Annotated in this window: 16 protein-coding genes; 12 read left to right on the forward strand and 4 right to left on the reverse strand. The window is 49.5% G+C overall.

Annotated features, from left to right (window positions below):
- The first annotated feature begins 44 nt into the window (after positions 1-44).
- On the forward strand, positions 45-551 hold the full coding sequence (locus B2Q61_RS01075) for a GNAT family N-acetyltransferase (protein ID WP_290616645.1): 507 nt from the start codon (positions 45-47) through the stop codon (positions 549-551).
- A gap of 124 nt (positions 552-675) precedes the next feature.
- On the opposite strand, the gene B2Q61_RS01080 is transcribed toward B2Q61_RS01075, so the two are convergent.
- The gene (locus B2Q61_RS01080; protein WP_290616643.1) at positions 676-1,161 is read right to left on the reverse strand and encodes a hypothetical protein; all 486 of its coding nucleotides are present in this window, start codon (positions 1,159-1,161) and stop codon (positions 676-678) included.
- A 389-nt stretch (positions 1,162-1,550) separates the two neighbouring features.
- Here B2Q61_RS01080 and B2Q61_RS01085 point away from each other — a divergent pair, with 389 nt between their 5' ends.
- From B2Q61_RS01085 to pbpC, 8 genes are all read left to right on the forward strand, one after another.
- Positions 1,551-2,441: a DUF2806 domain-containing protein gene (locus B2Q61_RS01085; RefSeq protein ID WP_290616641.1), complete on the forward strand. Its 891-nt coding sequence runs from the start codon at positions 1,551-1,553 to the stop codon at positions 2,439-2,441.
- Between the two features lie 198 nt (positions 2,442-2,639).
- On the forward strand, positions 2,640-3,215 hold the full coding sequence (locus tag B2Q61_RS01090; RefSeq protein ID WP_290616639.1) for a hypothetical protein: 576 nt from the start codon (positions 2,640-2,642) through the stop codon (positions 3,213-3,215).
- A gap of 207 nt (positions 3,216-3,422) precedes the next feature.
- Positions 3,423-5,696, forward strand: a complete 2,274-nt coding sequence (locus tag B2Q61_RS01095; protein WP_290616804.1) for a YgiQ family radical SAM protein — start codon at positions 3,423-3,425, stop codon at positions 5,694-5,696.
- Complete coding sequence (gene thpR / locus B2Q61_RS01100; RefSeq protein WP_290616637.1) at positions 5,696-6,217, forward strand: RNA 2',3'-cyclic phosphodiesterase; 522 nt, start codon at positions 5,696-5,698, stop codon at positions 6,215-6,217. The genes B2Q61_RS01095 and thpR overlap by 1 nt, the downstream gene beginning before the upstream one ends.
- A 154-nt stretch (positions 6,218-6,371) precedes the next feature.
- Complete coding sequence (locus B2Q61_RS01105; RefSeq protein WP_290616635.1) at positions 6,372-7,712, forward strand: M16 family metallopeptidase; 1,341 nt, start codon at positions 6,372-6,374, stop codon at positions 7,710-7,712.
- On the forward strand, positions 7,709-9,193 hold the full coding sequence (locus B2Q61_RS01110; RefSeq protein ID WP_290616633.1) for a M16 family metallopeptidase: 1,485 nt from the start codon (positions 7,709-7,711) through the stop codon (positions 9,191-9,193). Before B2Q61_RS01105 ends, B2Q61_RS01110 begins: the two co-directional genes overlap by 4 nt.
- A 222-nt stretch (positions 9,194-9,415) precedes the next feature.
- Entirely contained in the window at positions 9,416-15,334 is a 5,919-nt protein-coding gene (locus B2Q61_RS01115; RefSeq protein ID WP_290616631.1) for an alpha-2-macroglobulin, read from the forward strand.
- 12 nt (positions 15,335-15,346) lie between these two features.
- Complete coding sequence (pbpC, locus tag B2Q61_RS01120) at positions 15,347-17,824, forward strand: penicillin-binding protein 1C (RefSeq protein WP_290616629.1); 2,478 nt, start codon at positions 15,347-15,349, stop codon at positions 17,822-17,824.
- Here pbpC and egtD read toward each other — a convergent pair.
- Together egtD and egtB are read right to left on the reverse strand one after the other, a co-directional pair.
- Positions 17,789-18,775, reverse strand: a complete 987-nt coding sequence (gene egtD, locus B2Q61_RS01125) for an L-histidine N(alpha)-methyltransferase (RefSeq protein ID WP_290616627.1) — start codon at positions 18,773-18,775, stop codon at positions 17,789-17,791. The two genes, pbpC and egtD, sit on opposite strands and share 36 nt — an antisense overlap.
- Complete coding sequence (gene egtB / locus B2Q61_RS01130; RefSeq protein ID WP_290616625.1) at positions 18,775-20,040, reverse strand: ergothioneine biosynthesis protein EgtB; 1,266 nt, start codon at positions 20,038-20,040, stop codon at positions 18,775-18,777. Before egtB ends, egtD begins: the two co-directional genes overlap by 1 nt.
- 162 nt (positions 20,041-20,202) lie before the next feature.
- Here egtB and rlmC point away from each other — a divergent pair, with 162 nt between their 5' ends.
- Positions 20,203-21,348 carry a 23S rRNA (uracil(747)-C(5))-methyltransferase RlmC gene (gene rlmC, locus B2Q61_RS01135; protein ID WP_290616623.1) on the forward strand — a complete coding sequence of 382 codons (1,146 nt, stop codon included), beginning with the start codon at positions 20,203-20,205 and terminating at the stop codon, positions 21,346-21,348.
- Here the strand turns inward: rlmC and B2Q61_RS01140 are convergent.
- Complete coding sequence (locus B2Q61_RS01140; RefSeq protein ID WP_290616621.1) at positions 21,345-21,656, reverse strand: hypothetical protein; 312 nt, start codon at positions 21,654-21,656, stop codon at positions 21,345-21,347. The two genes, rlmC and B2Q61_RS01140, sit on opposite strands and share 4 nt — an antisense overlap.
- A 138-nt stretch (positions 21,657-21,794) precedes the next feature.
- Between B2Q61_RS01140 and imuA the strand changes: the two genes are divergently transcribed.
- On the forward strand, positions 21,795-22,550 hold the full coding sequence (imuA, locus tag B2Q61_RS01145; protein WP_290616619.1) for a translesion DNA synthesis-associated protein ImuA: 756 nt from the start codon (positions 21,795-21,797) through the stop codon (positions 22,548-22,550).
- A gap of 1 nt (position 22,551) precedes the next feature.
- Complete coding sequence (locus B2Q61_RS01150; RefSeq protein WP_290616617.1) at positions 22,552-23,952, forward strand: Y-family DNA polymerase; 1,401 nt, start codon at positions 22,552-22,554, stop codon at positions 23,950-23,952.
- Positions 23,953-23,962 lie beyond the last annotated feature (10 nt).

Consider the following 23,962-nt stretch of genomic DNA (forward strand, 5'->3'; position numbering starts at 1 on the left):
CGCTGGTATAGCGCACAGCACTGAAAAATATTAAGTAGCCTGAAATGAAGATAACAACTTTTTATTTAACTATGGTTCCACTCACCTCAGCCGACTGGCCGTTGTTTCAGGCTTTGCACACTGAGGCTGATGTCATTGCTTTGTGTTTTGATCCGCCCACTAAGGCTGAGCTGCAAGAGAAATTTCAGCAACGGCTAGCTCCATGGCATAACACCGCTGAACATTGGCTGTGTCTTACCATTACCTTGCGTGAAACAGGGCAAGCGATAGGCGTAACTGGCTTATGTTTAACCAGCGGTGAAGCAGAGGTGGGCTATCTGTTGTTGCCGCAGTTTTATGGCAGGGGCTTTGGCACTGAATCGCTAGCGGCGTTAGTAAACTGGGCGAAAACAACCCAGGGCATTACTAAGTTTAAAGCGGTAGTGACAGAGGGCAATATTGGTTCCGAGCGGGTGCTGGAGAAAGTCGGTTTTAATCTGGCAGCAATAGTACCGGATGCCCATACCATTGCCGGTAAGCGCTATGCCGATCATATTTATCACCTGGAATAAATAGGCAAAACGCAAAACTTGACCCTGTCCATTCTCTTGGATAAAGCGTGGAGCTGGTTCAAGCGGTAATGAAATTGAAGGTAAAAAAAAGCTCAGCAACTAAAGATGCTTTTCTGACGATGGCTTAGTTGAGCTCTCTCAAATCAGTGGTCCAATTATCGGGTCGCGTTTCCCTTTCGGAGGTAATTGGTAAAACAGCAGGCAACTCAATCCAGTAAGTATGTCCGTCGCTAGCTTTAATTTGAGCTAGTTCAGTCGATATGTGAAATTCCTTTTGTAATACACCATACACTACAGTGGCTTCACGCAAATACTTGCAATTATTATCAACATCTCTGAACGCCTGCGGATCCTTACTGAACGTTCTTTCGATGGCTTGCTGCCAATACTTAATGTCTCTACAAGCAGAACTTCCCCATTTAAAAGTTATGTATTTGGCGGGCGGGAGAATTTCGGCGGTTTCAATCAATTCTTGCTCTTTTAATTCGCTGAAGCACTTTTTCCTATCGTCTTCATTTTTATAAGCATTACAAACTTTTTCAGCAATGGAGTCATTTGCAAGTGGCTGAAAAGAAATAAGAAAAGCGAAAAATATTAAGGTGAACCTCATTTGTTAATCCTTAGCTATAAATCATAAAAAGTTGATGATTAAAATACTTGTCATAATGCGAATATACAACAACTTGTAGCATCCTGTTTTTGCCAATTACCTTTCACAAAACGTTGTGGCTGTGAGTCAGCCCAGCAGGCACCAATAGCCGCTGTCAGCGACCGCTCACCTAAAAAGTAAAGCCATACTGCCAATGCGCCCATTGCTATTGCAGCAAATAAAGCCTTGACCTAGTTTGTTTTTTCGGTAAATGTAACAGCAAATTTAAGTCAACTAAGCTGTACTGGTGACTTTTGAATGATGTGAATGATGCAGGCAAAAGCTAAGCGTTTGAATCTGTGCAATTGTAATGCAAACAGATTTTACTCCAAGGTTTCTTCAGAGGAAATATGACAAAAAACGAATTTTCCGCAGTTAGTTTAAGTGGTTTGTCGAAACCAATTACGAAGTTGATTGAATCTATCCAATGTGCGATTGGAACTGTTTATGAGCCTAGAAAAATCAGGAATATAGCAAGAGCAGAGGCTGATGCTTCAATAATAAAGGCAAAAGCAAAGCTTGAAATCTCTAGCATTGAATCTCGAGCACTGGCTCGTTTAAATCATCAAGAGCTTATACGGCAAGAAAATATTGAATCTATTATTGAAAAGTCCTTGAGTGAGCTACCCAATAAGGTCTCAGAAGAATTAGCTGAACAAGAGTGGATGATGAATTTTTTTGACAACTGTCAAAATATTAGTAACGAGAGTATGCAGTCTGTGTGGGCAAGGGTACTTGCTGGCGAGGTAGCTAAACCTGGTTCATTTTCTGTTCGCACTTTGAATATACTTAAAACACTTCAACAAAATGAAGCTCAGCTATTTTCAAGGCTGTCTAAATATGTATGGAGATATTCAGACTCATGTGTCGTAATTTCTGTACCTTTTGAAAATGATTTAGGTGTAGGAGGTGTAGGAGGTGTAGGAGGTGTAGGAGGTGTAGGTGATGCCTTATTAGAATATAGAGATATGTTGGTGTTGCAGACGTGTGGTCTAGTAGAATTAAATATTTGGGATGGGTATAAAATTTCATCGCGTCGCTTTGAATTAGTTTACTTTGGTGAAAGTTTTGATATTACATTGCCTGAAGAGGAGGCATCACTATCCCTATCTCCGGTTAATCTAACTAGAGCAGGGCAGGAAATTTTCTCAATTATCCATCAGACTTCGGATTTTGACTACCGCGACAGCTTGTTAGAGTTGTGGAAAGATAAGGGAATCACAGTCAGAAAAATGCTTTAACAAGCAAGGATATGCCGTGCCACACTGCAACCTTCTTATACCAACTTTTTAGCAAATCTCCGCTGGTTTTTTTCCACACTCATCAGCAGTAAGGTGTGTGGTTTTTACAGTGCATATGGACTCTTTAAAGCCAGCGAGACTCGAAAATTGAGTGGGTTTGCCAACTTTTTGTGCGGCAATTTAGTGAGAGGAATTGGAATGGCTCTTATATGTGCATCATTTGGTATCTCATGGTTGAGACATAATTCATGGTCGCAAACATATGTAGGATTGAGGAAATTGGTCAATGAAGTGCTACCAAATGGAACCTCTAAAATAGAGGCAGAAGATGCTGCTTTATGTCAGTTGGCTGTAATCAGTGCAAATCAACTAATGGAAATTGCCTTATTTGATTTACTAAAAAGGTATATCAAAGCGCCACAAGGGTTTAATTTATCGGAAAAACTGTACGAAAACTCAGGCTACTATTTTGCAATTACTGAGTTGTCAGAAAAAGCAGTTGGAAAAATGATAGATCTTAGTAAAGAACCATTCATATCAACAGAGAGGTTGCGTAAAAGACGCAACGCTACTGTGCATAAGTCATCTGCGCTCGCAGATATAGCAATGGCCCAATCGGCTTTGTACACTGCTGTCCAAGGAGTTAAAGCACTTTGTGTTCATTTTAACGAACCTAAAAAATATGACGTATTTCTTAAAGCTTATCCACTAGAAAATGGGTGTTATTTTTCACAAATAGTATTCCCCGAGGATCGGCTTTTAGTCAAAAAGTGAATTTAAAATAATTAGAATAAGTAAATCTAATATTTTTAAGTATTAACCGCCAGTTTTACCTTGAAGTAGGTTTGCTTCATTTCCCCAACTTCGATCATTCGCCTTTCCCGATTACTCCTTGTATAATACGCGCCCTTGCTTCACTCAGGTGCTTAATTTATGTCCACTGCTGCTATCGTTTCCCGCAAATCTGCCCCTGTAGCACGGATGGCGCCTGAGCGTGACTTATTCTCTTATCCAAAATACTGGGCCGAGTGCTATGGCACCGCGCCGTTTTTACCGATGTCGCGCCAGGAAATGGATGTACTTGGCTGGGACAGCTGCGATGTGATTCTGGTCGTCGGCGATGCCTATGTTGACCACCCCAGCTTTGGCATGGCGGTAGTAGGGCGGATGTTAGAAGCCCAGGGTTACCGGGTTGGCTTGATTTGCCAGCCTGACTGGCACAGCAAAGATGACTTTATGCGCCTGGGTAAGCCGAACCTGTTTTATGGCGTGTCGGCCGGTAATATGGACTCGATGATTAACCGCTACACCGCCGATAAAAAGCTGCGCCACGACGATGCCTATACCGCTGGTGATATTGGCGGCAAGCGGCCGGACCGCGCCGTTACGGTATACACCCAGCGCTGTAAAGAAGCCTATAAAGATGTGCCGGTGATTATTGGTGGCATTGAGGCGAGCCTGCGCCGGATTGCCCACTATGATTACTGGTCAGAGAAAATACGCCGCTCGGTGATATTTGACGCCAAGGCCGATATTTTAATTTATGGTAATGCCGAGCGGCCGTTAATTGAAGTGGCGTACCGGATTGCCAGCGGCATACCAGTCAGTGAGATTCAGGATGTGCGCGGCACCGCGGTGATCCGTAAAGAACCACTGCCTGGCTGGCGCGGGGTGGATTCCACCGCCATTGATAAAATTGGCAAGATAGACCCGATTTCTAACCCTTACGGCGCCGATGATGTTGGCTGTAGCAGCTATTCTGAATTTGCTAAAGCCGGGATTGATTTAAGCAAACCGGCTGAAGTAGAGGCTAAGCCGATAATGGTGCAGCCAGCGCGGCAAAAGCCGTGGGAGCAAACCTACGTTAAACTGCCGGCATTTGAGCAGGTAAGCGTTAATAAACCGCTGTATGCCCATGCCTCACGGATATTGCACCAGGAAACCAACCCGGGGTGTGCCCGTGCCATTATGCAGCGCCATGGCGACCGCCATTTGTGGGTAAACCCACCGGCGTTTCCGCTTAGCACCGAAGAGATGGACTTAGTGTTTGGCCTGCCTTATCAGCGGGTGCCGCACCCGGTGTATGGCAAGGAGAAAATTCCTGCCTATGAAATGATTAAAACCTCGGTCAATATTATGCGCGGCTGCTTTGGTGGCTGCTCGTTCTGCTCGATTACCGAACACGAAGGCCGGGTTATTCAAAGCCGCTCGAAAGAGTCGATAATGCAGGAGATAAAGGATATTCGCGACAAAGTACCCGGATTTACCGGTGTTATCTCCGATTTAGGCGGCCCAACCGCCAATATGTACCGCTTAAACTGTAAAAACCCGAAAGCTGAGCAAACCTGCCGCCGGCCTTCATGTGTATATCCGACCATCTGCGAGCACATGGATACTGATCAGAGCCCAACGGTAGAGCTATACCGCGAAGCCCGTAATTTACCCGGCATTAAGAAAGTGCTGATTGCCTCGGGTGTGCGCTACGACCTGGCAGTGGAAGATCCCAACTATGTGCGCGAACTGGTGCAGCACCATGTTGGTGGCTATTTAAAAATAGCGCCGGAGCATACCGAAGAAGGCCCGTTATCAAAAATGATGAAGCCGGGCATGGGCGCCTATGACAAATTTAAAGAAATGTTCGACCGCTTCAGTAAAGAAGCCGGCAAAGAGCAGTATTTAATTCCGTATTTTATTGCTGCCCACCCGGGTACCACCGATATGGATATGGTGAATTTAGCGCTGTGGTTAAAAGAGCGTGACTTTAAGCTTGATCAGGTACAGAACTTTTACCCCAGCCCAATGGCGAACGCGACCACCATTTACCACACTGAAATGAATTCGCTGAAAAACATTAACAAAGCCAATGACGAAGTGGTGCCGGTACCGAAAGGTGAGCGGCAGCGCCGGTTGCATAAGGCCATACTGCGCTATCACGACCCCAAAGGCTGGCCGCAAATTCGCGAAGCCTTAATTAAAATGGGTCTGAGTCATTTAATTGGTCGCAGCAAAGGCTGTTTAGTGCCGGAAGAGAGCAAAGACGAGCAGTTTAAAAAGCCCGGTAAAGGCGGTAAACCGGCCCTTAGCCGCCATACCGGCTTAAACCCGGCGGCAAAGGCTATTGCCGGCCAACGCAAGCATCAGCCTAAAAAACCGTTTGCCAAAGCGGCCGCTAACTCATACGGTAACCCGTCCGGCGCAGCTGGCAAGCCGGCAAGCAGCGGTAAACCGAAAGCCAGCCGGCGGGCCAAAGACTGATGACAAGGCTGTTTTTCTGCCTTAAATTGTCAGAGGCGCAGCAACAACAGGTGCTGGCGTATCAGCAACAGGCGCTTAGCCTGTGTCCGCAAGCCAAAGCTGTCGCCAGCGATAACCTGCATCTGACCCTGTTTTTCTTAGGCGAGGTCGATGCACAGCAGCAACTGCGGCTGATTGCTGCTGCCAACACAATTAGCAGCCCGGCCTTTGCGCTGACCCTGGATCATCTGGCCTGCTTTGCCAAGCCGGAAATTCTCTATGTTGCCCCCTCGCAGGTACCGGCGCCGCTTACTGCTTTGCAACAGCAGGTTGCTGCGCTTTGTAAAGCAGAGGGCTTTAACGATATCCATGACACATATCGGCCGCATATTACCCTGGCACGCCATGCTAAATGCTCGCCAGCATTACACCAGTCGCTGGCACCTGTTACCCTGCAGATTAACCAGTATGCCCTTTATTGCTCTGCCCGCCAGGATGATCGGTTACAGTACCGGCCACTGCATTGCTTTGCACTGCGTTAAGCCGTTCTGGCAGGCTTTTTCAGCGCGATATTTCGTTACACTTTAGCCAAAGCTCCACTTTAAACCAATGCTCCACTTTACACCTCAGCAACACTTCTATAGTTTAGCCTGGTTAACCTGATGTATTGATCAGGCTGAAAAGCGAGGAGCGCTTATGAAACGATTAATCGGCAAAGGTTGGCTGACGCTTTGGCTAACTCTGGCCGCTGCAGCGAATACAGCGGCTGCAAGCACCGCAGCAAAAGAAGTACAACAATTTACCTTAAACAACGGCATGCAAATTCTGGTTTTGGAAGATCATTCTATTCCCAACGCCAATATGTACTTATTCTGGAAAGTGGGTTCACGCAATGAAGCGCCGGGCATTACCGGTATTTCTCACTTCTTTGAACATATGATGTTTAACGGCGCTGAAAAATATGGCCCGAAAATGTTTGATCAGGTTATGGAGGCATCCGGTGGCGCCAATAATGCTTATACCACCGAGAACCTGACCGTTTACACCAACTGGTTTCCGCAGTCTGCGATTGAAACCATTTTCGAGCTGGAAGCCGACCGGATTGCCAATCTGGCTATTGATCCGGCCATGGTGGAAAGCGAGCGGGGGGTGGTGACATCTGAGCGCAGTACTGGTCTGGAAAACTCTAATTACCGCACCTTAAATGAAGCCCTGAAAAGTGTCGCTTTTCAGGCCCACCCCTACAGCTGGTCAATTATTGGCCATGAGTCTGATATTCAGGCCTGGACCCTGGAAGATTTAGTGCAATACCATAAAACCTATTATGCGCCAAACAACGCTGTGGTGGTTATTGCCGGTGCCGTTACCCTGGAGCAGGTTAAGCAATTAGCAGAGCAGTACTTTGCGCCGATACCGGCCCAGCCGGCACCGCGCGAGGTGAGAACCGTTGAGCCGGAGCAAAAAGGCCAGCGCCGGGTGTTTGTTCAGAAAACATCAGCGACCTCGCCAAATATTATGCTGGGCTATCATGTGCCGGCTACCTCAGATCCGGACTATTACGCACTGGAGCTGATGAGCACCATTTTAAGTAACGGCAAAAGCTCCCGTTTGTATCAGGCATTGGTAGAGCAGCAACTGGCTACTAATGTGTTTACCAACCTGCCGTTGTCGTTCGATCCTAACTTGTTTTATGTGTATGCCATTGCCCGGCCGGGCGTTGCCGCCAGCACGCTGGAACAGGCAACCTTAAAAGCACTGCGGGCGGTAGCAGAAGAGGGCGTAACTGCCCGTGAGCTGGAAAAAGCCAAAAACATTCAACTGATGGATTTTTACCGCAATATGCAAACCATTAATGGTAAGGCCAATAATATTGGTACTTATCAGCTGTATTTTGGTGACTACCGTAAATTGTACCAAACGGCCGAATTGTTTAATAACGTCACCGCGGCTGATATTCAGCGGGTGGCAGGAAAATATCTTACCCGGGCAAACCGCACGGTAGGGGTGCTGGATGCAACCGAGGAGGCTGACGAATGAGCCACTATTTATCTAAAAAAATGGTGCTTAGCACCGTCACAGCCTGTTGTTTTACCCTGGCAGGTTGCGCCAGTGCGCCACAACCGACTGCCAGCCCGGCAAATACCACCAATGCGAACACGGTCGGTGCAGAGGGGATTGCCTTTAAACAAAATGATGGTTTTCAGTTACCAGCCTATCAAAAACAGGTGCTGGATAACGGCTTGACCCTGTATTTATTGCCACAACATGAAGTACCGCTGCTGAGTATTGAGGTGCTTGTTGGCGCCGGCGCGGTGCAGGATCAGCAAGGCGGCGAAGCATTTTTAACCTCGCAAAGTCTGTTGCTGGGCGCCGGCGGTAAAAGCAAACAGCAACTGGAACAGCAAACTGACTTTATTGGTGCCAGTCTGGTAACCAGCAATGATAAAGAGGCCAGTTATCTGAACATGACATTTATGCAAAAAGACACTGCTGCTATGCTGGATTTGCTGGCGGCTGTGCTGCGCCAGCCTGAGTTTAATCCAGAGGAGTTTACCAAGCTGCATGCCAGGCTGGTGGCCCAGCAACAGCAGGCCAAAGAAAGCCCCCGCAATGTGATCAGTCGTTATTTTGACAGCTTGTTGTATGGCAACCATCCCTATGCTAAGCCTACGACCGGTACCGAGCAGTCGCTGGCGGCGCTCAATCTGGCTGATGTCAGCCACTTTTATCAGCGCCACTATCAACCAGATAATATTGCCATAGCTGTTGCCGGCGATTTTGACATTGCAGAGTTATCCGCCATGTTGGCCGGCCGCTTTGCCAGCTGGCACGGAGCAAGTGTTAGCACATCTGAGCTGAGGGAAGTTAGCAAACCCGCAACCGCCAGGGTGCTGCTGGTGGATAAGCCCGATGCCACTGAAACGACCCTGATGATCGGCGGTGTAGGCGTGAGTCAGAACAATCCAGATTATGTTGGTCTGGAAGTTGTTAATACCATTTTAGGTGGCCGTTTTACTTCCTGGCTGAACGATGAACTACGGGTAAACAGCGGCTTAACCTATGGTGCCCGCTCCGGTTTTAGCTCATTAAGTGCCGGTGGTGCGTTTCAAATTAGTACCTTTACTAAAACAGAAACAACCAGGCAAACTATCGAGCTGGCGCTGGCAACGTATCGCCGGCTGTGGCAGCAGGGCATTGATCAGGCCACGCTCGATTCTGCTAAAGCTTATGTCAAAGGCCAGTTTCCACCAAACTACGAAACTAACAACCAACTGGCCGATTTACTGGTCAGCATGCATTTACATCAGCTGGATAACGGTTTTATTAACAACTTTGAACACAAAGTGGATAGCCTGACGCTGGCAGATACTGAACGCCTGATAAACCAGTACTTTCCGCAGCAACAATTGCAGTTTGTCCTTATTGGTAAAGCCAGTGAGCTTAATGAACTGGCGCAAAGCCTGGGTGAAGTAAGCACTGTAGCTATTACAGACAACGGTTTTAGTTCAAACGAATAAGCCTGTTTCTCGTGCAAATAGCAAAGCCGCTGGCAACCAGCGGCTTTTTTTAGTTATAACAAATCTTCACCAACAAGTAAGCCGTTAGTAGTTAAGTGATTTAATCTAAACTGCTATAGTTCATCGGTGATTAATTATTGCCGGCTATACTCGGCACTATATGTGATTTTATCCGTGGTGCTATCTGTCGTTCCAGAAGCTCCGCTTTAACAAGGATTGGTTATGCCTGCCTCTGGCTCATCTGCTAAACATGTTTTTCGGTCTGTATTTGGTGCGGTTCAGTGGTCAGCGCCCGGCTGGTTGTTAAGATTAAAACAGAGCGCGAAAAGCCACCCCGGACGTTTCTGGGGCACAACGCTGTTAGTTCTGGTGCTGCTGGCCGGGTTAGTGGCGGGATATTCCTACTACCAGCAGTTACCGAAACCTTTGCTGGTAACGGCAGAGATCAGTGATCCGAAGCTTGGTCATTATCAGGACGATATTGAGCAACCTACGGCATTGCAGCTTTCGTTTCATTATGATTTTGCCGCCGCCGGTGATGTTGCTATGCCAGAACCAGAACCAGAGCCTTTGCCAACACCGCGCAATACCAACACTTCAAGTGGCACATCAATGCCGGCACCCGTGCTCTCTGCCGCCCGGCTGGACTTAATTGGTGAAGTATTAAGTGATGGCGTAACTATCAGCCCGGCTGTTGCAGGCAAGTGGTTATGGCAGGATGACAATACCTTAACCTTTACCCCCGACAGCGCCTGGCCTGCTGGCCAGCAATACACGGTTAAGCTGGATAAACGCATTTTTAACCGCGAAATTAAGCTGGCGCAGCAGCAATACCGCTTTGAAACTGTGCCGTTAACCGCTGAAATCAACCGGTTGCGTTTTTATCAGGATCCGGAAAATCCGGCTAACCGCCAGGTCGTGGCTACCCTTAATTTCAGCCATCCGGTTGAATTGACGGCAGTTGAGCAGCAGTTATCGATGCTGATGCGACCAGACGGTGAACTCGGCAGTACAGAACCCCAGGCCTTGCCGTTTAGTTTAACCGCAGATAAAAGTGGTCGCGAACTGTATGTGCAGTCAGCCAACCTTACCCTGCCGGCCCAGGAGCAGTACTTAACCCTTAAACTGCGAGCCGGCGTGAAAGCAGCGCAGGGCGATGGCAAAACCACAGACGCCACTGAGGCACAGTTGCTGGTGCCAGATAAAGGCAGCTTTTTAAAGGTTAGCGAGCTAAATACCGATATTGTTCCCAACCCGCAGCAGCAACCGGAACAAATGCTGCTGTTAAGTTTAACCGATCGGATTAACCGGTCTGAGCTGCAAAATAAATTAAAGCTGTATGTTTTGCCAAAACATCCAAGGCGTAAATCAAATTACTGGTCACCGGGTGAGGTTAACAGTACCGTTTTACAGCAAGCCAGCCTGGTGGATTTTGAACTGATGGCCACGGCGCTTGCCCATGACAACGCCTTTAGCATTAAGCTCGATTTACCGCCTGGCCAGTATGTCTTTGTCAGCGTGCCAGCGGGGCTGCAATCGGTCAGCAACTTTACCCTCGCCAATGAATACCGGGCTGTGGTACAGGCACCGGTTTATCCCAAAGAAGCGAAAATTGTCGGTGAGGGCGCCATGCTTACCTTAAGCGGTGAGCAGAAACTGCAATTGCTAAGCCGCGGCGTTAAAGGTGTGCGGGTAAAACTGCATAAGCTGTTGCCTGAACAACTTAATCATTTGATTACCCAGACCGGCGGTGATATCAGTCAGCCATATTTTCAGCATTACCAGTTTAATGAAAACAATATCACCAGTTTGCAGCAGCATACCTATACCGTAAACAATGTTGCGCCGAAAGAAACCAGTTATCAGGCGCTGGCATTAACGCCGTATCTGCAGCAGGCGGGAATGGGCTTGTTTTTTATCGAGCTAAGTGAATTCGATCCGGCAGAGCCTGAGCGCGAAGGTCAGCAACTGGATAGAAGGCTGGTACTGGTTACCGATTTAGGCCTGCTGGTAAAGCATAACAGCGACAGTAGCCAGCAGCTGTTTGTGCTGTCACTTGCCGATGGCAAGCCGGTAGCGGGGGCAGAGGTTGCTTTGCTTGGCCGCAACGGCGTGCCATTGTTTAGTGCAACAACTAACAACCGCGGTACCGTCAGTTTTGGCAAAACTGACGGCTTGCAACGTGAACAACAACCTGTGGTGTACCGGGTTAGTCGTAACCGCGATGGTATCGTTGACAGCAGTTTTATCCCATTCGACCGCTACAGCCGTCAGCTCGATTACTCTAAATTTAATACCAGCGGGCAGTATCAGGGTCCTGAAGATAGCAAAAGTTTAACGGCCTATATGTTCAGCGACCGGGGCATTTATCGGCCGGGGGAGCAGGTAAAGCTGGCCGCGATTATCCGCCACAGTGACTTAACGGCGGCCGCCAGCGAGTTACCGTTAAAAATTCAGGTGCAGGGGCCACGGGGCAATACCTTCTGGCAGCAAAATTTCAACCTTAGTGGTCGCGGTATGCACAGCTTTAGTCTGGATACCCAGGCGCAGAGTGATACGGGTAAATATCATGCCAGTATCAGTTTGCTCGACAGCAAAGGCAATACCCAGCGCCATCTGGGATCGGTAAGTTTTGCAGTAGAAGAGTTTCAACCCGATACGATGAAAATCAGCAGCCAGTTTAAGCAGGGCGCTGAGCTTGTAACGGAAAAAGGCTGGTTAAAGCCGGCCGATTTAACAGTGCAGGTACAGCTGGATAATTTATTTGGCACCCCGGCTCAGCAGCGTCGGGTTTCGGCAAGGCTGGAGCTTATTCCCCGTAATTTTAACTTTCAACAATACCCCGATTATCAGGTGCTAAGCCCTCAGCAGGCGAATGTTAAAGCAGAGCGGGTAGAAAAACAGCTGGATGAGCAGCAAACCGATGCTGACGGCCGGGCAAAATTTGCGCTGGGATTAGAGCAATATAGTGGCGGTACCTATCAGCTGGTAGTGACCACTGAAGGGTTTGATGCAGGTGGTGGCCGCAGTGTGCAGCATCGGCTGAGCAGTTTATTATCGCCTTTAACCCATGTGGTTGCGGTAAAAGCCGATGGTGAACTGGGTTATCTTAAAAAGCAGCAACAACGTAACGTTAATTTTATTGCTATTGATCGTGCGCTAAGCCAGGTAAGCTTAAACGATCTTAGCTTGCAATTGATTGAAAAGCGCCCGGTTACCAGCCTGGTAAAACAAGACGATGGCACTTACCAGTACCAGAGTATTGTGCAGGATATTATGCTTGGCCAAACCCCATTCAGTATTGACCAGAACGGTAGCGATTACCCCTTACCAACCGATACTGCAGGTGATTTTGAACTGCAGTTGGCCGATAGTAATGGCACCATGCTCGGCAGCCTGGCTTTTAGCGTAGTGGGTGAGGGCAATGTCGCTGCGATGCTGGAAAAAAACGCCGCCTTAACCGTTAAGTTGGATAAAGCCGATTATAAAGCCGGCCAGTGGATAGAGCTGAATATTACTGCGCCATACACCGGCAGCGGCTTAATCAGTATTGAAAGTGATAAAGTGCACGCCTTCAGCTGGTTTAGTGCCAATACCACCAGCAGTATTCAGCGCATTCAATTACCAGCAGGCTTAGAGGGTAATGCCTATATCAACGTTAGCTTTGTCCGTGCGGCAGATTCAGAGGCATTATTTGTCAGCCCGTTAAGCTATGCCGTGGTGCCCTTTAATATCGACCGTAGTAGTCGTCAATTAAGCATCACCCTGCAGGCACCGGCCGAGGTGCGGCCGGGTAAAGTGTTCAATGTCAGTTACCAGACCAGCCAGCCTGCGGATCTGCTGCTATATGGGGTAGATGAGGGCATATTGCAGGTAGCTGATTATCGGCTGCCTGATCCGCTTGGCCATTTTCTGCAAAAAAAGGCCCTGCAGGTACGCAGTATGCAAATGCTCGATTTAATTTTACCGGAGTTCAGTTTGCTGCAACGCCAGTTAGCCGGCATCGGCGGAGATGACCGGGAACGGATGGCAATGTCAGCCGACATGATGCTGGCAAAAAACCTCAATCCATTTGCCCGGCGCGCCGAGCAGCCCGGGGTGTTCTGGTTAGGTGTGGTGAAAGCCGGGCCAACGCTGCAACAACAGCAGGTCGAGGTACCAGCCAGTTTCAGCGGTAATTTAAAGCTAATGGCCGTAGCGGTCAGTGATACTGCGCTTGGCGCTGAAAGTACGGATATTCAGGTGCGGGGTCCCTTTGTGTTAACGCCGGAAGTATTGCAAAGCGCCGCCCCTGGCGATGAGTTTGAGGTCAATATTTCGGTGGCTAATGGCGTTAAAGGCTCAGGCGAAAATGCCGAGATCCTGGTTAACCTGGCCTTGCCTGAAGGCCTAACAGCGCTAAGCCCGCTTGAGCAACATCTGAGTATTAGCGAAGGCAGTGAGCACAGTGCCCGATTTCGCTTAAAAGCGGGTAATACTCCGGGTGCAGTTGAGCTTCGTTTCAGCGCCCGCTATCAGCAAGCTGAGTTGCTGGAAGAGTCAAGCCGCCAGGTGAGTTTAAGTATCCGCCCGGCAACGCATTACCAGACCACGCTGAATGCCGGTTATAGCAGCAATACACCGGTAATACTAAACACCCGCTACCCGTTATACAGTGAATTTGCCAACCTTAATGTGGCGGCCTCGGCTAACCCGTTGGTGCTGGCAGAAAGCTTTACGGATTATCTGGCGAATTACCCTCATGGCTGCACCGAGCAGGTAGTATCGCAGGTGTTTCCGTGGCTTGGATTGGTGCAACAGCCCGGTTACCAGGCACGGTTGCCGATGGTACAACAACAGTTTGCGGTATTAATTCAGAAACTCTCTGAACGCCAGCAAAGCGATGGTGGCTTTAGTTTCTGGCCTGGTGGTTATAATACTGCCGATTTCCCCAGTATCTATGTGATGCATTTTTTGATGGCAGCGCGTGAACAAGGCCTGGACGTGCCAGATTACCTGTATCGTCAGGGGCTGAGTTTTTTACAGGACGTTGCCCGGCAAAGCGGTGGCAATGTTTATCAGGCCAGGCTGCGTGCCAACGCCATTTACCTGTTAACCCGCAGCGGTGAAGTAACTACCAACTATCTGGTTGAACTGCATGAGCGCCTGCAACAGCAGCATCAGCAAGCCTGGCAAACGGATATTACGGCAATTTATATGGCAGCCAGTTATCAGTTGTTACAACAGCCTGAGGTGGCTCGCGGTTTAATTGGCGACTATCGCCTGGGCAAAGTATCACCTATCCAGCAGGCTTATTTGCAGCGGATTGCCAATCCGTTGCCGCCTTTTGCTAACCCGGCTTTTCAACCACAGCTAAGCCTGGATGCCCAATATGTTTACCTGCTGGCACGCCATTTCCCTGAGCAGGCTAAAGCACTGGATGGCGATAACATCGTCAAGTTACTGCAGCCGGTTTTTGACAATCAGTATAATACCATTGGCTCGTCCTACGCGGTGCTGGCTCTGGCCGCGTATGCGCAGCTTGACACTGTCAGTAATGCGGCAGTGCCACAGTTTTATCAGCAAAGTGCTGACGGTAAGCGCACTTTGCTGCATGCTGCAGATAATCGCAGCAGTCTGTCACGGCTGGCGTTTGGTGCCAACGCCGAAAAACTGATAATTGAAGGCGACTCGGCGTTGTTTTATGCCATAAGTGAAAGCGGCTTTGCCAAAACGCCGCCAGCGACAAAACAGGCAGAGCAGTTAGAAGTGGTGCGCGACTATCTGAATAGCAAAGGCGAGGTGGTAAGCCAGGCACGGCAAGGTGAAGAGTTGACGGTCAGGTTGCGTCTGCGCAGTACCAGTAACAACTGGCACAATAATGTAGCCGTCGTTGATTTGCTGCCCGCTGGCTTTAGTGTGGTGCGCAGCTCTGTTACCAGAGAGCAGGGACGCTGGCGTGCTGATTATATTGACATCCGTGAAGATCGCCTGGTTTATTATGCGACATTCGGACCACAGATGACCGAGCTGCGATATCAGGTAAAAGTAACGGCAGCTGGTGATTTTATGGTGCCGGCAGTAGCAGCGCAGTCGATGTATGACCGAAGTGTTTACGCCCATACCCCAGCCGCTCGTTTTGTGGTTGAGACGGCCCGCTAAGGCAGGTTGTTTATGAGTAGGGCAAGCAGCGGTTTTTTTTGGCGTAGCAGCAAAATAAAGTACCTGCGGTGGCTTATTCTGGCGCTAAGCAGTGTGCTGTTACTGGCTGGACTGGCGTTTAGCCTGCTACTTGCATTATCGGCCAGGCCTGATTTATATGCTAATTATCAGCAGGGCAGTGCTTATTTTGGCAGTAGCGGCGAGCTGCTGAGCTTACGGCTGGCGCCCGATCAACGTTATCGCTTAAAGCTGCCTTTGACGGAGATAGCACCGGTAGTCCAGCAAGCGACTTTACTGTATGAAGATCGCCGATTTTACCAGCATTTTGGTCTTGATATCGCCGCTGTGGGCCGGGCGTTCTGGCAAGGTGTGGTGCGTAAAGGGCGTCGGCAGGGAGCCTCTACTCTGAGCATGCAATTGGCGCGGCTGCGTTTTGGCCTGAACACCAGTAACATTGCAGGCAAATTACGCCAGCTCGGTTACGCGCTGTATCTGGAGCGCCATTTCAGCAAAAACGAATTGCTGGAAGCCTATTTTAATTACGCACCTTATGGTGGCAATATTGAAGGGATAGCCGCGGCCAGTCTGATTTACTTTGGTAAAGAGGCCAGAGCGCTGACATTACCTGAAGCGCTCGCCTTAAGCGTTATTCCGCAAAATCCTAATCAGCGCAGCCCGCTGAGTACTGCTGGCCAGCAACAACTGGAACTGGCCCGGCAGCGGCTTAGTGCAATTTGGCAGCAGGCACAGCAGTTACCGCAACTACCGCATTCATCACAGTACATATCAAAGCCACGGCTGCCATTAGATTTACCCTTGCGGTATTTAAACCGGGACAGCATACCACAGCAGGCACCCCATTTTATTAATCAGCTTCGCGCGCAGGGCCAGCAGCAAGGGCGCTTTTACACTAGTTTACAATTACCACTGCAACAACGGTTTGAACAGCAGTTAAATCAGTATTTAAAGCGACAGCAAACCAAAGGTATTAATAACGCCAGTGCGCTACTGATAAAGCGCAGCACTATGCAAGTGCAGGCCTGGCTGGGCTCTGCGGATTTTAATAATGAGGCGATTGCCGGTCAGGTTGATGGTGTTAGCGCCGCCCGTTCACCTGGCTCTGCATTAAAGCCTTTTGTGTATGCGCTGGCGCTGCAACAGGGGCTTATTCACCCCAAAAGCTTATTAACCGATTTACCGCGGCGTTATGGTAGCTTTAATCCGGAGAATTTTGACCGCCAGTTTGTCGGGCCGCTGCCGGCAACCATGGCACTGATTAACAGCCGTAACCTGCCAGCGGTTCAGCTGCAGGCGCAGCTGCAACAGCCAGATTTTTATCAGTGGCTGCATACGGCAGGTGTGCCGCTGGATCACCCGGCCAGTCATTACGGTTTAGCACTGGTGCTCGGTGGTATGGAGCTGAGCATGGCGCAACTGGTGCAATTATATGCCATGCTGGGTAATGGCGGACACTGGCAAACCATAGCCTGGCAACAGCAGCCTGCCCCTGCCAGGAAGCCACAACCGTTGTTAAGTGCAGAAGCGGCGTTTTTAACACTGGATATGTTGCGTCAGCACCCGAAAGTGCAAAGTCAGTTACTGAGCGAACTGACCGCGCAAACTGCTGTTGCCTGGAAAACCGGGACTTCGTATGCGTTTCGGGATGCCTGGGCCATTGCGCTGAGTGGTGATTACGTGCTGGCGGTTTGGCTGGGCAATTTTGATGGCAGCAGTAACCCTAATTTAATCGGGCGGACAGCCGCCGGGCCACTATTATTTGAATTACTGGCGTTGTTGCCACAAGACACCTCGCAGAATCAGCAGTTGTTCACTCCGGCAGCGAGTTTAAACCTGAAAAAAGTTGAGCTTTGTAGTCGTAGTGGCGATTTACCCAATAAATATTGTCCGCAAACTGAACCGGGTTGGTTTATTCCGGGCGTATCACCGATTAAGGTCTCTGCCATTCACCGGGCTGTGCCGATTGATATTAACAGTGGTCTTAGAGCCTGCGTTCACCAGCCAGGCATTACCCAGCTTAAGGTCTTTGAGTTCTGGCCATCAGAAATCAGCAAGGCAATGCAGCAATCGGGAATTATCATGGCGCAGCCACCGCGCTATCAGCAGCATTGTGCGGGGAGGCAGATGTTAAGTCAGCAAGCGCCGCAAATTCGCTCGCCGCAGGCCCGGCTAAATTATGTCATTGGCCAACACGCCGGGCAACAAATAGACACGGAAGAAAAGCAAACTTCAAGCCTGAGCCAGATTACGCTGCAAGCCAGCTTTGATGGCGCCGTAACCCGGGCCCACTGGTTTGCCAATAATCGTTACCTTGGCGCGGTTGCCCCTGGCGAGACCCTGTTCTGGCAAGGCCAGTCTGGCCAGGTACAGTTAACGGTGGTTGATGATTTAGGCGGCGCTGCCAGTGTCACTATCCATGTGATTGACGCCCCGCTACTAACTGCGGTTTCGCAACAGGTAAGTGGCGAATAAATCTTTCTCTGCCAGCCAGGTGCGCTCTACCTGCCAGCCAGCACTTGTTGCCAGCTGGCAAAATTCATCCGGGGTATATTTATAAGAGTTTTCGGTATGAATACTTTCACCTGCCGCAAAAGGTACTGCACTGCCAAACACATCAACCACTTGTTCAGCCGTACTGACCAGATGCATTTCTACCCGGCCCTGGCCGGCATTATAGAAGGCATAGTGCTCGAAACTTTCTGGGACAAAATTGGCACCCAGTTCACGGTTTATCCGGCTTAAAATATTGCGGTTAAATTTGGCGGTAATACCATTGGCATCATTGTATGCCCGGTGCAGGTAATAAGGAGATTTTTTGGTATCAACTCCGATAAGCAGGCAGCTGTCAGGCCCAAGTGTGCAGCGGGCATTCTCTAAAAAGCTGGCAGCTTGCGCCGGACAAAAATTGCCAATGGTGGAACCGGGAAAAAAGCCGATTTTTTGTTGATTGTTCAGGGCCGGCAGTGCAACCGGAAAACAAAAATCACCTACTACCGGCTTTACTGTTAAATCCGGATAATCAGATTGTAACTGCTGGCAGGCCATCTCCAGATGGATGCCACTGATATCAATCGGAATAAATTGCCGAATACCCGGCATCGCACTCAGTAAAGGCTTAATTTTAATTAGCGAGCCGGCGCCAAACTCGACAATGGTGCAGTCATTTGCAAAGGTATTGGCTAAATCTGTGGCGACTTTCGGTAATAAGTTCAGTTCAGTCTGATAAGGATAGTATTCTTCCAGTTGACATATCTGATCAAAATAGTCGGAGCCTTGCTGATCATAAAAGTATTTGGCATGCAGTTGTTTCTGGGGTAAAGCCAGACCACTGATCACATCGTCAGCAAAATTGCGATCTACTACCGGGATAAACGGGCTGATATTTACATCGCCGGCTGGGTAAAAAGAGAGTGTTGTTGTCATTATTGATCCTCCGCCAATCTTACGCCGCTAAATTGCCAGCGCTGATGTGGGTGAAAAAAGTTACGGTAACTGCTGCGAAGCTGCTGGCGTGGCGAAGCGCATGAGCCGCCACGCAGCACAAATTGATTGGCCATAAATTTGCCGTTATATTCTGCCAGCTCGCCCTGGGCTGCCGTAAAGCCCGGGTAACCAGTGTAAGGGCTCTGGGTCCACTCCCAGACATCACCAAACAGCTTGTCAAAGCCGGTTTGCGGGGTACATGCCGTCGGCTGCCAGATATGGTGTTCCAGAAAATTAGCTTTTTGCAGGTTTTGTGGTTGCTTTGCGGCAAACACTTCCCATTCTTGTTCCCGGGGTAAACGTTTACCGGCCCAGCGGGCATAGGCATCGGCTTCGTAATAACTGATATGACAAACTGGTGCATCCGGATTTACTGTCTGCAAGCCGTTAAGGCTGAAGCTAAACCAGCCGCCGTCCTGTTGCCGCCAATATAACGGCGCCTGCCATTGATGCTGTTGGCAGCAATGCCAGCCATCAGATAGCCACAATAGGGGGTTCTGATAGCCACCATCATTGATAAACTGCAGCCATTCGCTATTCGTAACCGGCCGGTTGGCCAGTTTAAATGGCTGCAGATAGAATTGATGACGGGGTTTTTCACAATCGTAAGAAAACCCCTGTTCGCTGGCGCCAATCTGCACCAGGCCGCCCTCATGGCTTAGCATTTTCTCGGCAGTAACTTGCTCATCAGATACTGCAACTGCTTGATGCTGCAGTGCCGGTGCCAGGGGGTTAGCCGACAATAAATGCAATATGTCAGTTAACATTAATTCCTGATGTTGCATTTCGTGGTGCAGTCCCAGAGTTAGTAACTCCGTGACTTCAGGCTGCTGCTGATTAAGTACGTTGGCCATTTGCTGATCAATGTGCTGGCGGTAAGCCAAAATATCGCTCAGCGGTGGCCGGGTCAGTAAACCCCGTTCTGGCCGGGCATGGCGGGGGCCGACGGCATCGTAATAAGAATTGAACAAATACTGATAGTCTGAATTAAACAGCTGATAATCATCAGCATAACGCTGCAGAATAAAATGCTCATAGAACCAGCTGGTATGGGCCAGATGCCATTTCATCGGACTGGCGTCGGCCATTGATTGCACCACCATATCTTCAGCAGTTAAGCCTTCGGTTAATGCCAGGGTCTGGCCTCGTACCCGCTGAAATTGGCTGATCGCACTCTGGTCAGGATCCGGGTTGCTAACTTCCATTTTGCTCCTCGCTTCATGCAGTTATTTTTAAGTTTAGCAGGCAAAGTGTGTTAATGCAGAGTTGCAATTTATTTTGCTATTATTTGCCAGCTATATTTCAAAATAATGAACAGGTAGAATAGTCCAAGCTATTATTCCGTTTATCAGTAAAGTGATTATTAAATGAATTGCCACCATTTTCAGGCTAACCGCTGTCAATCCTGCCAATGGCTGGCAAAACCCTATTTACAGCAGCTGGCTGATAAACAGCAACATCTGACTGATTTACTGGCACCGCTGCAACCAGCGCAGATCCTGGCGCCGCAGGCAAGCGAACAGCAGGGCTTTCGATATAAAGCCAAAATGGTGGTGCTGGGTACTGTTGCGGCTCCAATTCTCGGTATTATTAATGCCCGCGGCGAGCAGGTTGATTTAGCCGATTGCCCGTTATATCCGGCCAGTTTTGCGCCTGTGCTGAGCCTGTGCAAAGCCTTTATTAGTCGCGCTGACCTTACCCCTTATAATATTGCCAGCCGCCTCGGGGAACTGAAATATATTTTACTGAGCCAGAGCCTGCACAGCGGTCGTTTTATGCTGCGCTTAGTGCTGCGCTCTAAAAACTGTTTGGCGGCGATTATCAAACATTTACCCTGGTTATTGCAGCAATTGCCAGAGCTGGAAATTTGTTCGGTTAACCTGCAGCCATTAGCGGCCGCTATTCTGGAAGGGCCGGAAGAAATTGTGTTAACAAAGCAAATGGTGCTGGCCGAGCAACTGAATCAGGTGCCGCTGTATTTACAACCGCAAAGCTTTTTCCAGACCCAGCCGGTAATGGCTGCCAGCTTGTATCAAACCGCTGCAAAGTGGCTGTCAGAGTTGCAGCAACAGCAAGGCCAGTTCAGCCAGATCTGGGATCTGTTTTGTGGCGTCGGTGGCTTCGGCTTGCATTTGGTTAAACCCGATCAAAGCCTGACAGGCATTGAAATTGCCCCGGCAGCTATTGCCAGTGCCAAACGCTCTGCAGCTGAAATGGGATTAAAAAATGTAAGTTTTCAGGCGCTGGATGCGACTGCCTTTGCCAGTGCCGCAGCCAAGGCCCCCGATTTACTGGTGGTAAACCCGCCACGGCGCGGTTTAGGGCTGGCCTTATGTCAGGATATTGAACGGCTGGCACCAGGCTGGCTGGTTTATTCCAGTTGTAATGCCCAAACCCTGGCGGAAGATTTAATCAGGCTTAAGCAATACAAGTTACTGAAAGTGCAGCTTTTTGATATGTTCGCCCATAGCAGCCATTATGAAATACTGACGCTGCTACAAAGAAAATATTAGCGCTTACCTTCCAATATCCGAACGATTTCCCGGCTATGTTCAAATAGCTCAATGATTGTGCCTTCAATCTGTACGGTAATAATGCCATCAGCATTAGGCTTGCTCAGTACCGTGCCCCGTCGATAGTAATCATCAGCAAGATACTGACCAGCAGAGAGTTTTTTCTGCCAGCCAGGAGGGAGGGGTTTACCACTCTCCACTTTTTTTGCCAGGCCTGGCGGCAATGATTTCTCGTGATCGGGTTTAGCCATAAGCGGCTGGCTTAACACTAAAGCAAAACTGCAAACAACGAAAATAGTACTTTTCATGGTGACACTCCTTTTTGGCTATAGCCAGGTTGTAGCCCCCTTCAGCTTAATGCCAGCTTAATTCTCTGGCCTATCATATTTGCATCTGCCATTTCATCAGATATACTGTATTAATATACAGTATATGGGTGGTGGTTTATGTCAGCGCTTCTCGATCAACTTAGCCGGCGTCAGCTGGTATGGCATGGCGATAGTCAACAACTGGCTTATCAGCCGGTCAGCTCGGGCTATCAGGAGCTGGATCAACAGTTAGGTGGTGGCTTGCCGGCAACCGGCCTGATAGATATTCAAACCGAAGCCGGTATTGGTGAGCTGCGCCTGCTGTTGCCTTATTTACAACAGCAGCAACAGCATAGCCAGCGTTTGCTGGTTTTTATTGGCCCTCCGGCTGAGCTTTGCGCCGATATGCTAGCCGGTTGCGACCTGGAGCTAAGCCAGTTGCTGATCATTACCCCGGGCGAGCAACCTGGTGCTGGCCAGGGCTCAGATAAACTGACTAAGCTGACAACTGCGGCTGAAAACCCTAAATCCGTTAAAAAATTTTCGCCACAACAACAGGCGTTATGGGCGGCTGAGCAGTGTCTGCAAAGCGGCTGTTGCGCCAGCGTGCTGCTATGGCCTGCGGCCATCAGTTTAGCTCAGGCCCGGCGGTTACAACTCGCTGCAGAGCAGGGCGCTGCCAGCATGATTGTGTTCAGACATAGCAGTCAGACATTAAGCCTGCCGGTTAATTTAAGTATCAGCCTGCAGCCGGATCCGTTCGGGCTGCAGTTAACGGTACTTAAACGCAAAGGCAGCTGGCCGGCAGCGCCGTTTCGGGTAAGCATGCAACAGCAGTGGCCGGCACTGTGTCTGGCTGATAAAACTGCTGAGCCACTGCGTCAGGCTGGCTGAGATGGCGTTATTTTTATATCTGCATTTTCCGGCGCTGCAGTTGGATCATCTGCAGCTTAGTGCCCAAAGCAGCAATTTTCCGGTCGCACTGGTTGATCAGCAGCATCAGCTATTTCAAATAAATGCTGCTGCAATTAATGCCGGGCTGAAGCTGAAAATGGGCCTGGCCAGTGCCGCAGCCCTTTGCCCTGACTTGCAGCTGCTGCCTTATCAGCCAGAGCAGCAAGCTAAAGTACTGCATAGCGTGGCCCAGCAGCTGTATCAGGTAAGCAGTGATATTGCCTTAGACAATCCCGCCGGGCTTATTCTGCGTCTTGATGGCATGTTGCAGCTGTATGGCGGGCTTGAAGCTTACTGGCAGGCCCTTAGCGCAAAACTTGCTGCGCTGACTTACCGTTATCAGTACAGCTGTGGTGCGACGCCTTATGCGGCTAAATGCCTGGCTTATCAGCAGGCGGGGTTAATTACTGCCGATAACCGGCTGTTTAATAAGGCGCTTAACAGCAGCCCGCTTAGTGCTACAGAGCTCATCCCAGCAATGCAGCAGCAAATGATCCGGCTGGGTATCCATACCCTTGGCCAGTTACAGGCTTTGCCAGCGGCGGAACTGGCCCGGCGCTTCGATAGTCAGTTGCTTAGCTATCTGGGACGGTTACGGGGCGATTACTATCATGCGCTGGAGTATTTGCAACCTGAGCCTGGTTTCAGCCGCTATCTGGAACTGCTGTATGACATCAGCGACAGCACTGTGCTGGTTAAACCGTTAGCCACCGTGTTGCAGCAACTGGAGCAGCAACTCAGCCGGGCCAACTGTCAGTGCTATCAGCTGCTGCTTAGCTTGTTTTTCCGGGATAATCCGCCGCTTAAGCTGAGTATCGGTTCGGCCCAGGGCGAATATAAAGCAGACGCCTGGCTGGCGTTATGTCAGCTGCAACTAGAGAGCCTGCCTTTGCCCGAACCGGTGTATGGCCTGCAGCTGGATGTTAATCATTTTGCCGGCCAGCAGCACGCTACTGAGGCATTATTTAATCAGCATCAGGCCAGAATGTCGGCATTACAGCTGATATCGCTATTACAGGCCCGTTTAGGCCAAGCTGCGGTCAGCGGTTTAACTCTGCAGGATCAGCATCTGCCTGAAAAGGCCAGTAAGCGCAGCCCGCCGCTGACAAAGGGCGCAACCGGGCAGCCGGTGCTGGCCCTACGGCCGGCATTTTTATTAGCCAGACCTCAACCCCTGACAGAAGCCGTGACGATTAAGCAGGGGCCGGAGCGGCTGTGTCCTGATGGCTGGCAGCTGAGCGCACAGCGCGATTACTATATTGGCCGCAACCAGCAGGGCCAGTGGTTATGGCTGTATCGAACGGTCAGTCAGCAATGGTTTATCCATGGCTGGTTCAGTTAATGGCAACGAA

The organism is Arsukibacterium sp. UBA5043, from assembly GCA_002415085.1.
Classification (GTDB): domain Bacteria; phylum Pseudomonadota; class Gammaproteobacteria; order Enterobacterales; family Alteromonadaceae; genus Alishewanella.

What these genes read in the sequence shown, in the direction of transcription:
- B2Q61_RS01095 (WP_290616804.1), top strand. Translation starts at nt 3,423, where the DNA reads ATGGCGCCTGAGCGTGACTTATTCTCTTATCCAAAATACTGGGCCGAG.
- B2Q61_RS01110 (WP_290616633.1), top strand. Translation starts at nt 7,709, where the DNA reads ATGAGCCACTATTTATCTAAAAAAATGGTGCTTAGCACCGTCACAGCC.
- B2Q61_RS01075 (WP_290616645.1), top strand. Translation starts at nt 45, where the DNA reads ATGAAGATAACAACTTTTTATTTAACTATGGTTCCACTCACCTCAGCC.
- imuA (WP_290616619.1), top strand. Translation starts at nt 21,795, where the DNA reads ATGTCAGCGCTTCTCGATCAACTTAGCCGGCGTCAGCTGGTATGGCAT.
- rlmC (WP_290616623.1), top strand. Translation starts at nt 20,203, where the DNA reads ATGAATTGCCACCATTTTCAGGCTAACCGCTGTCAATCCTGCCAATGG.
- egtD (WP_290616627.1), bottom strand. Translation starts at nt 18,775, where the DNA reads ATGACAACAACACTCTCTTTTTACCCAGCCGGCGATGTAAATATCAGC.
- B2Q61_RS01080 (WP_290616643.1), bottom strand. Translation starts at nt 1,161, where the DNA reads ATGAGGTTCACCTTAATATTTTTCGCTTTTCTTATTTCTTTTCAGCCA.
- thpR (WP_290616637.1), top strand. Translation starts at nt 5,696, where the DNA reads ATGACAAGGCTGTTTTTCTGCCTTAAATTGTCAGAGGCGCAGCAACAA.
- B2Q61_RS01150 (WP_290616617.1), top strand. Translation starts at nt 22,552, where the DNA reads ATGGCGTTATTTTTATATCTGCATTTTCCGGCGCTGCAGTTGGATCAT.
- pbpC (WP_290616629.1), top strand. Translation starts at nt 15,347, where the DNA reads ATGAGTAGGGCAAGCAGCGGTTTTTTTTGGCGTAGCAGCAAAATAAAG.
- B2Q61_RS01085 (WP_290616641.1), top strand. Translation starts at nt 1,551, where the DNA reads ATGACAAAAAACGAATTTTCCGCAGTTAGTTTAAGTGGTTTGTCGAAA.
- B2Q61_RS01090 (WP_290616639.1), top strand. Translation starts at nt 2,640, where the DNA reads ATGGCTCTTATATGTGCATCATTTGGTATCTCATGGTTGAGACATAAT.
- B2Q61_RS01140 (WP_290616621.1), bottom strand. Translation starts at nt 21,656, where the DNA reads ATGAAAAGTACTATTTTCGTTGTTTGCAGTTTTGCTTTAGTGTTAAGC.
- B2Q61_RS01105 (WP_290616635.1), top strand. Translation starts at nt 6,372, where the DNA reads ATGAAACGATTAATCGGCAAAGGTTGGCTGACGCTTTGGCTAACTCTG.
- egtB (WP_290616625.1), bottom strand. Translation starts at nt 20,040, where the DNA reads ATGGAAGTTAGCAACCCGGATCCTGACCAGAGTGCGATCAGCCAATTT.
- B2Q61_RS01115 (WP_290616631.1), top strand. Translation starts at nt 9,416, where the DNA reads ATGCCTGCCTCTGGCTCATCTGCTAAACATGTTTTTCGGTCTGTATTT.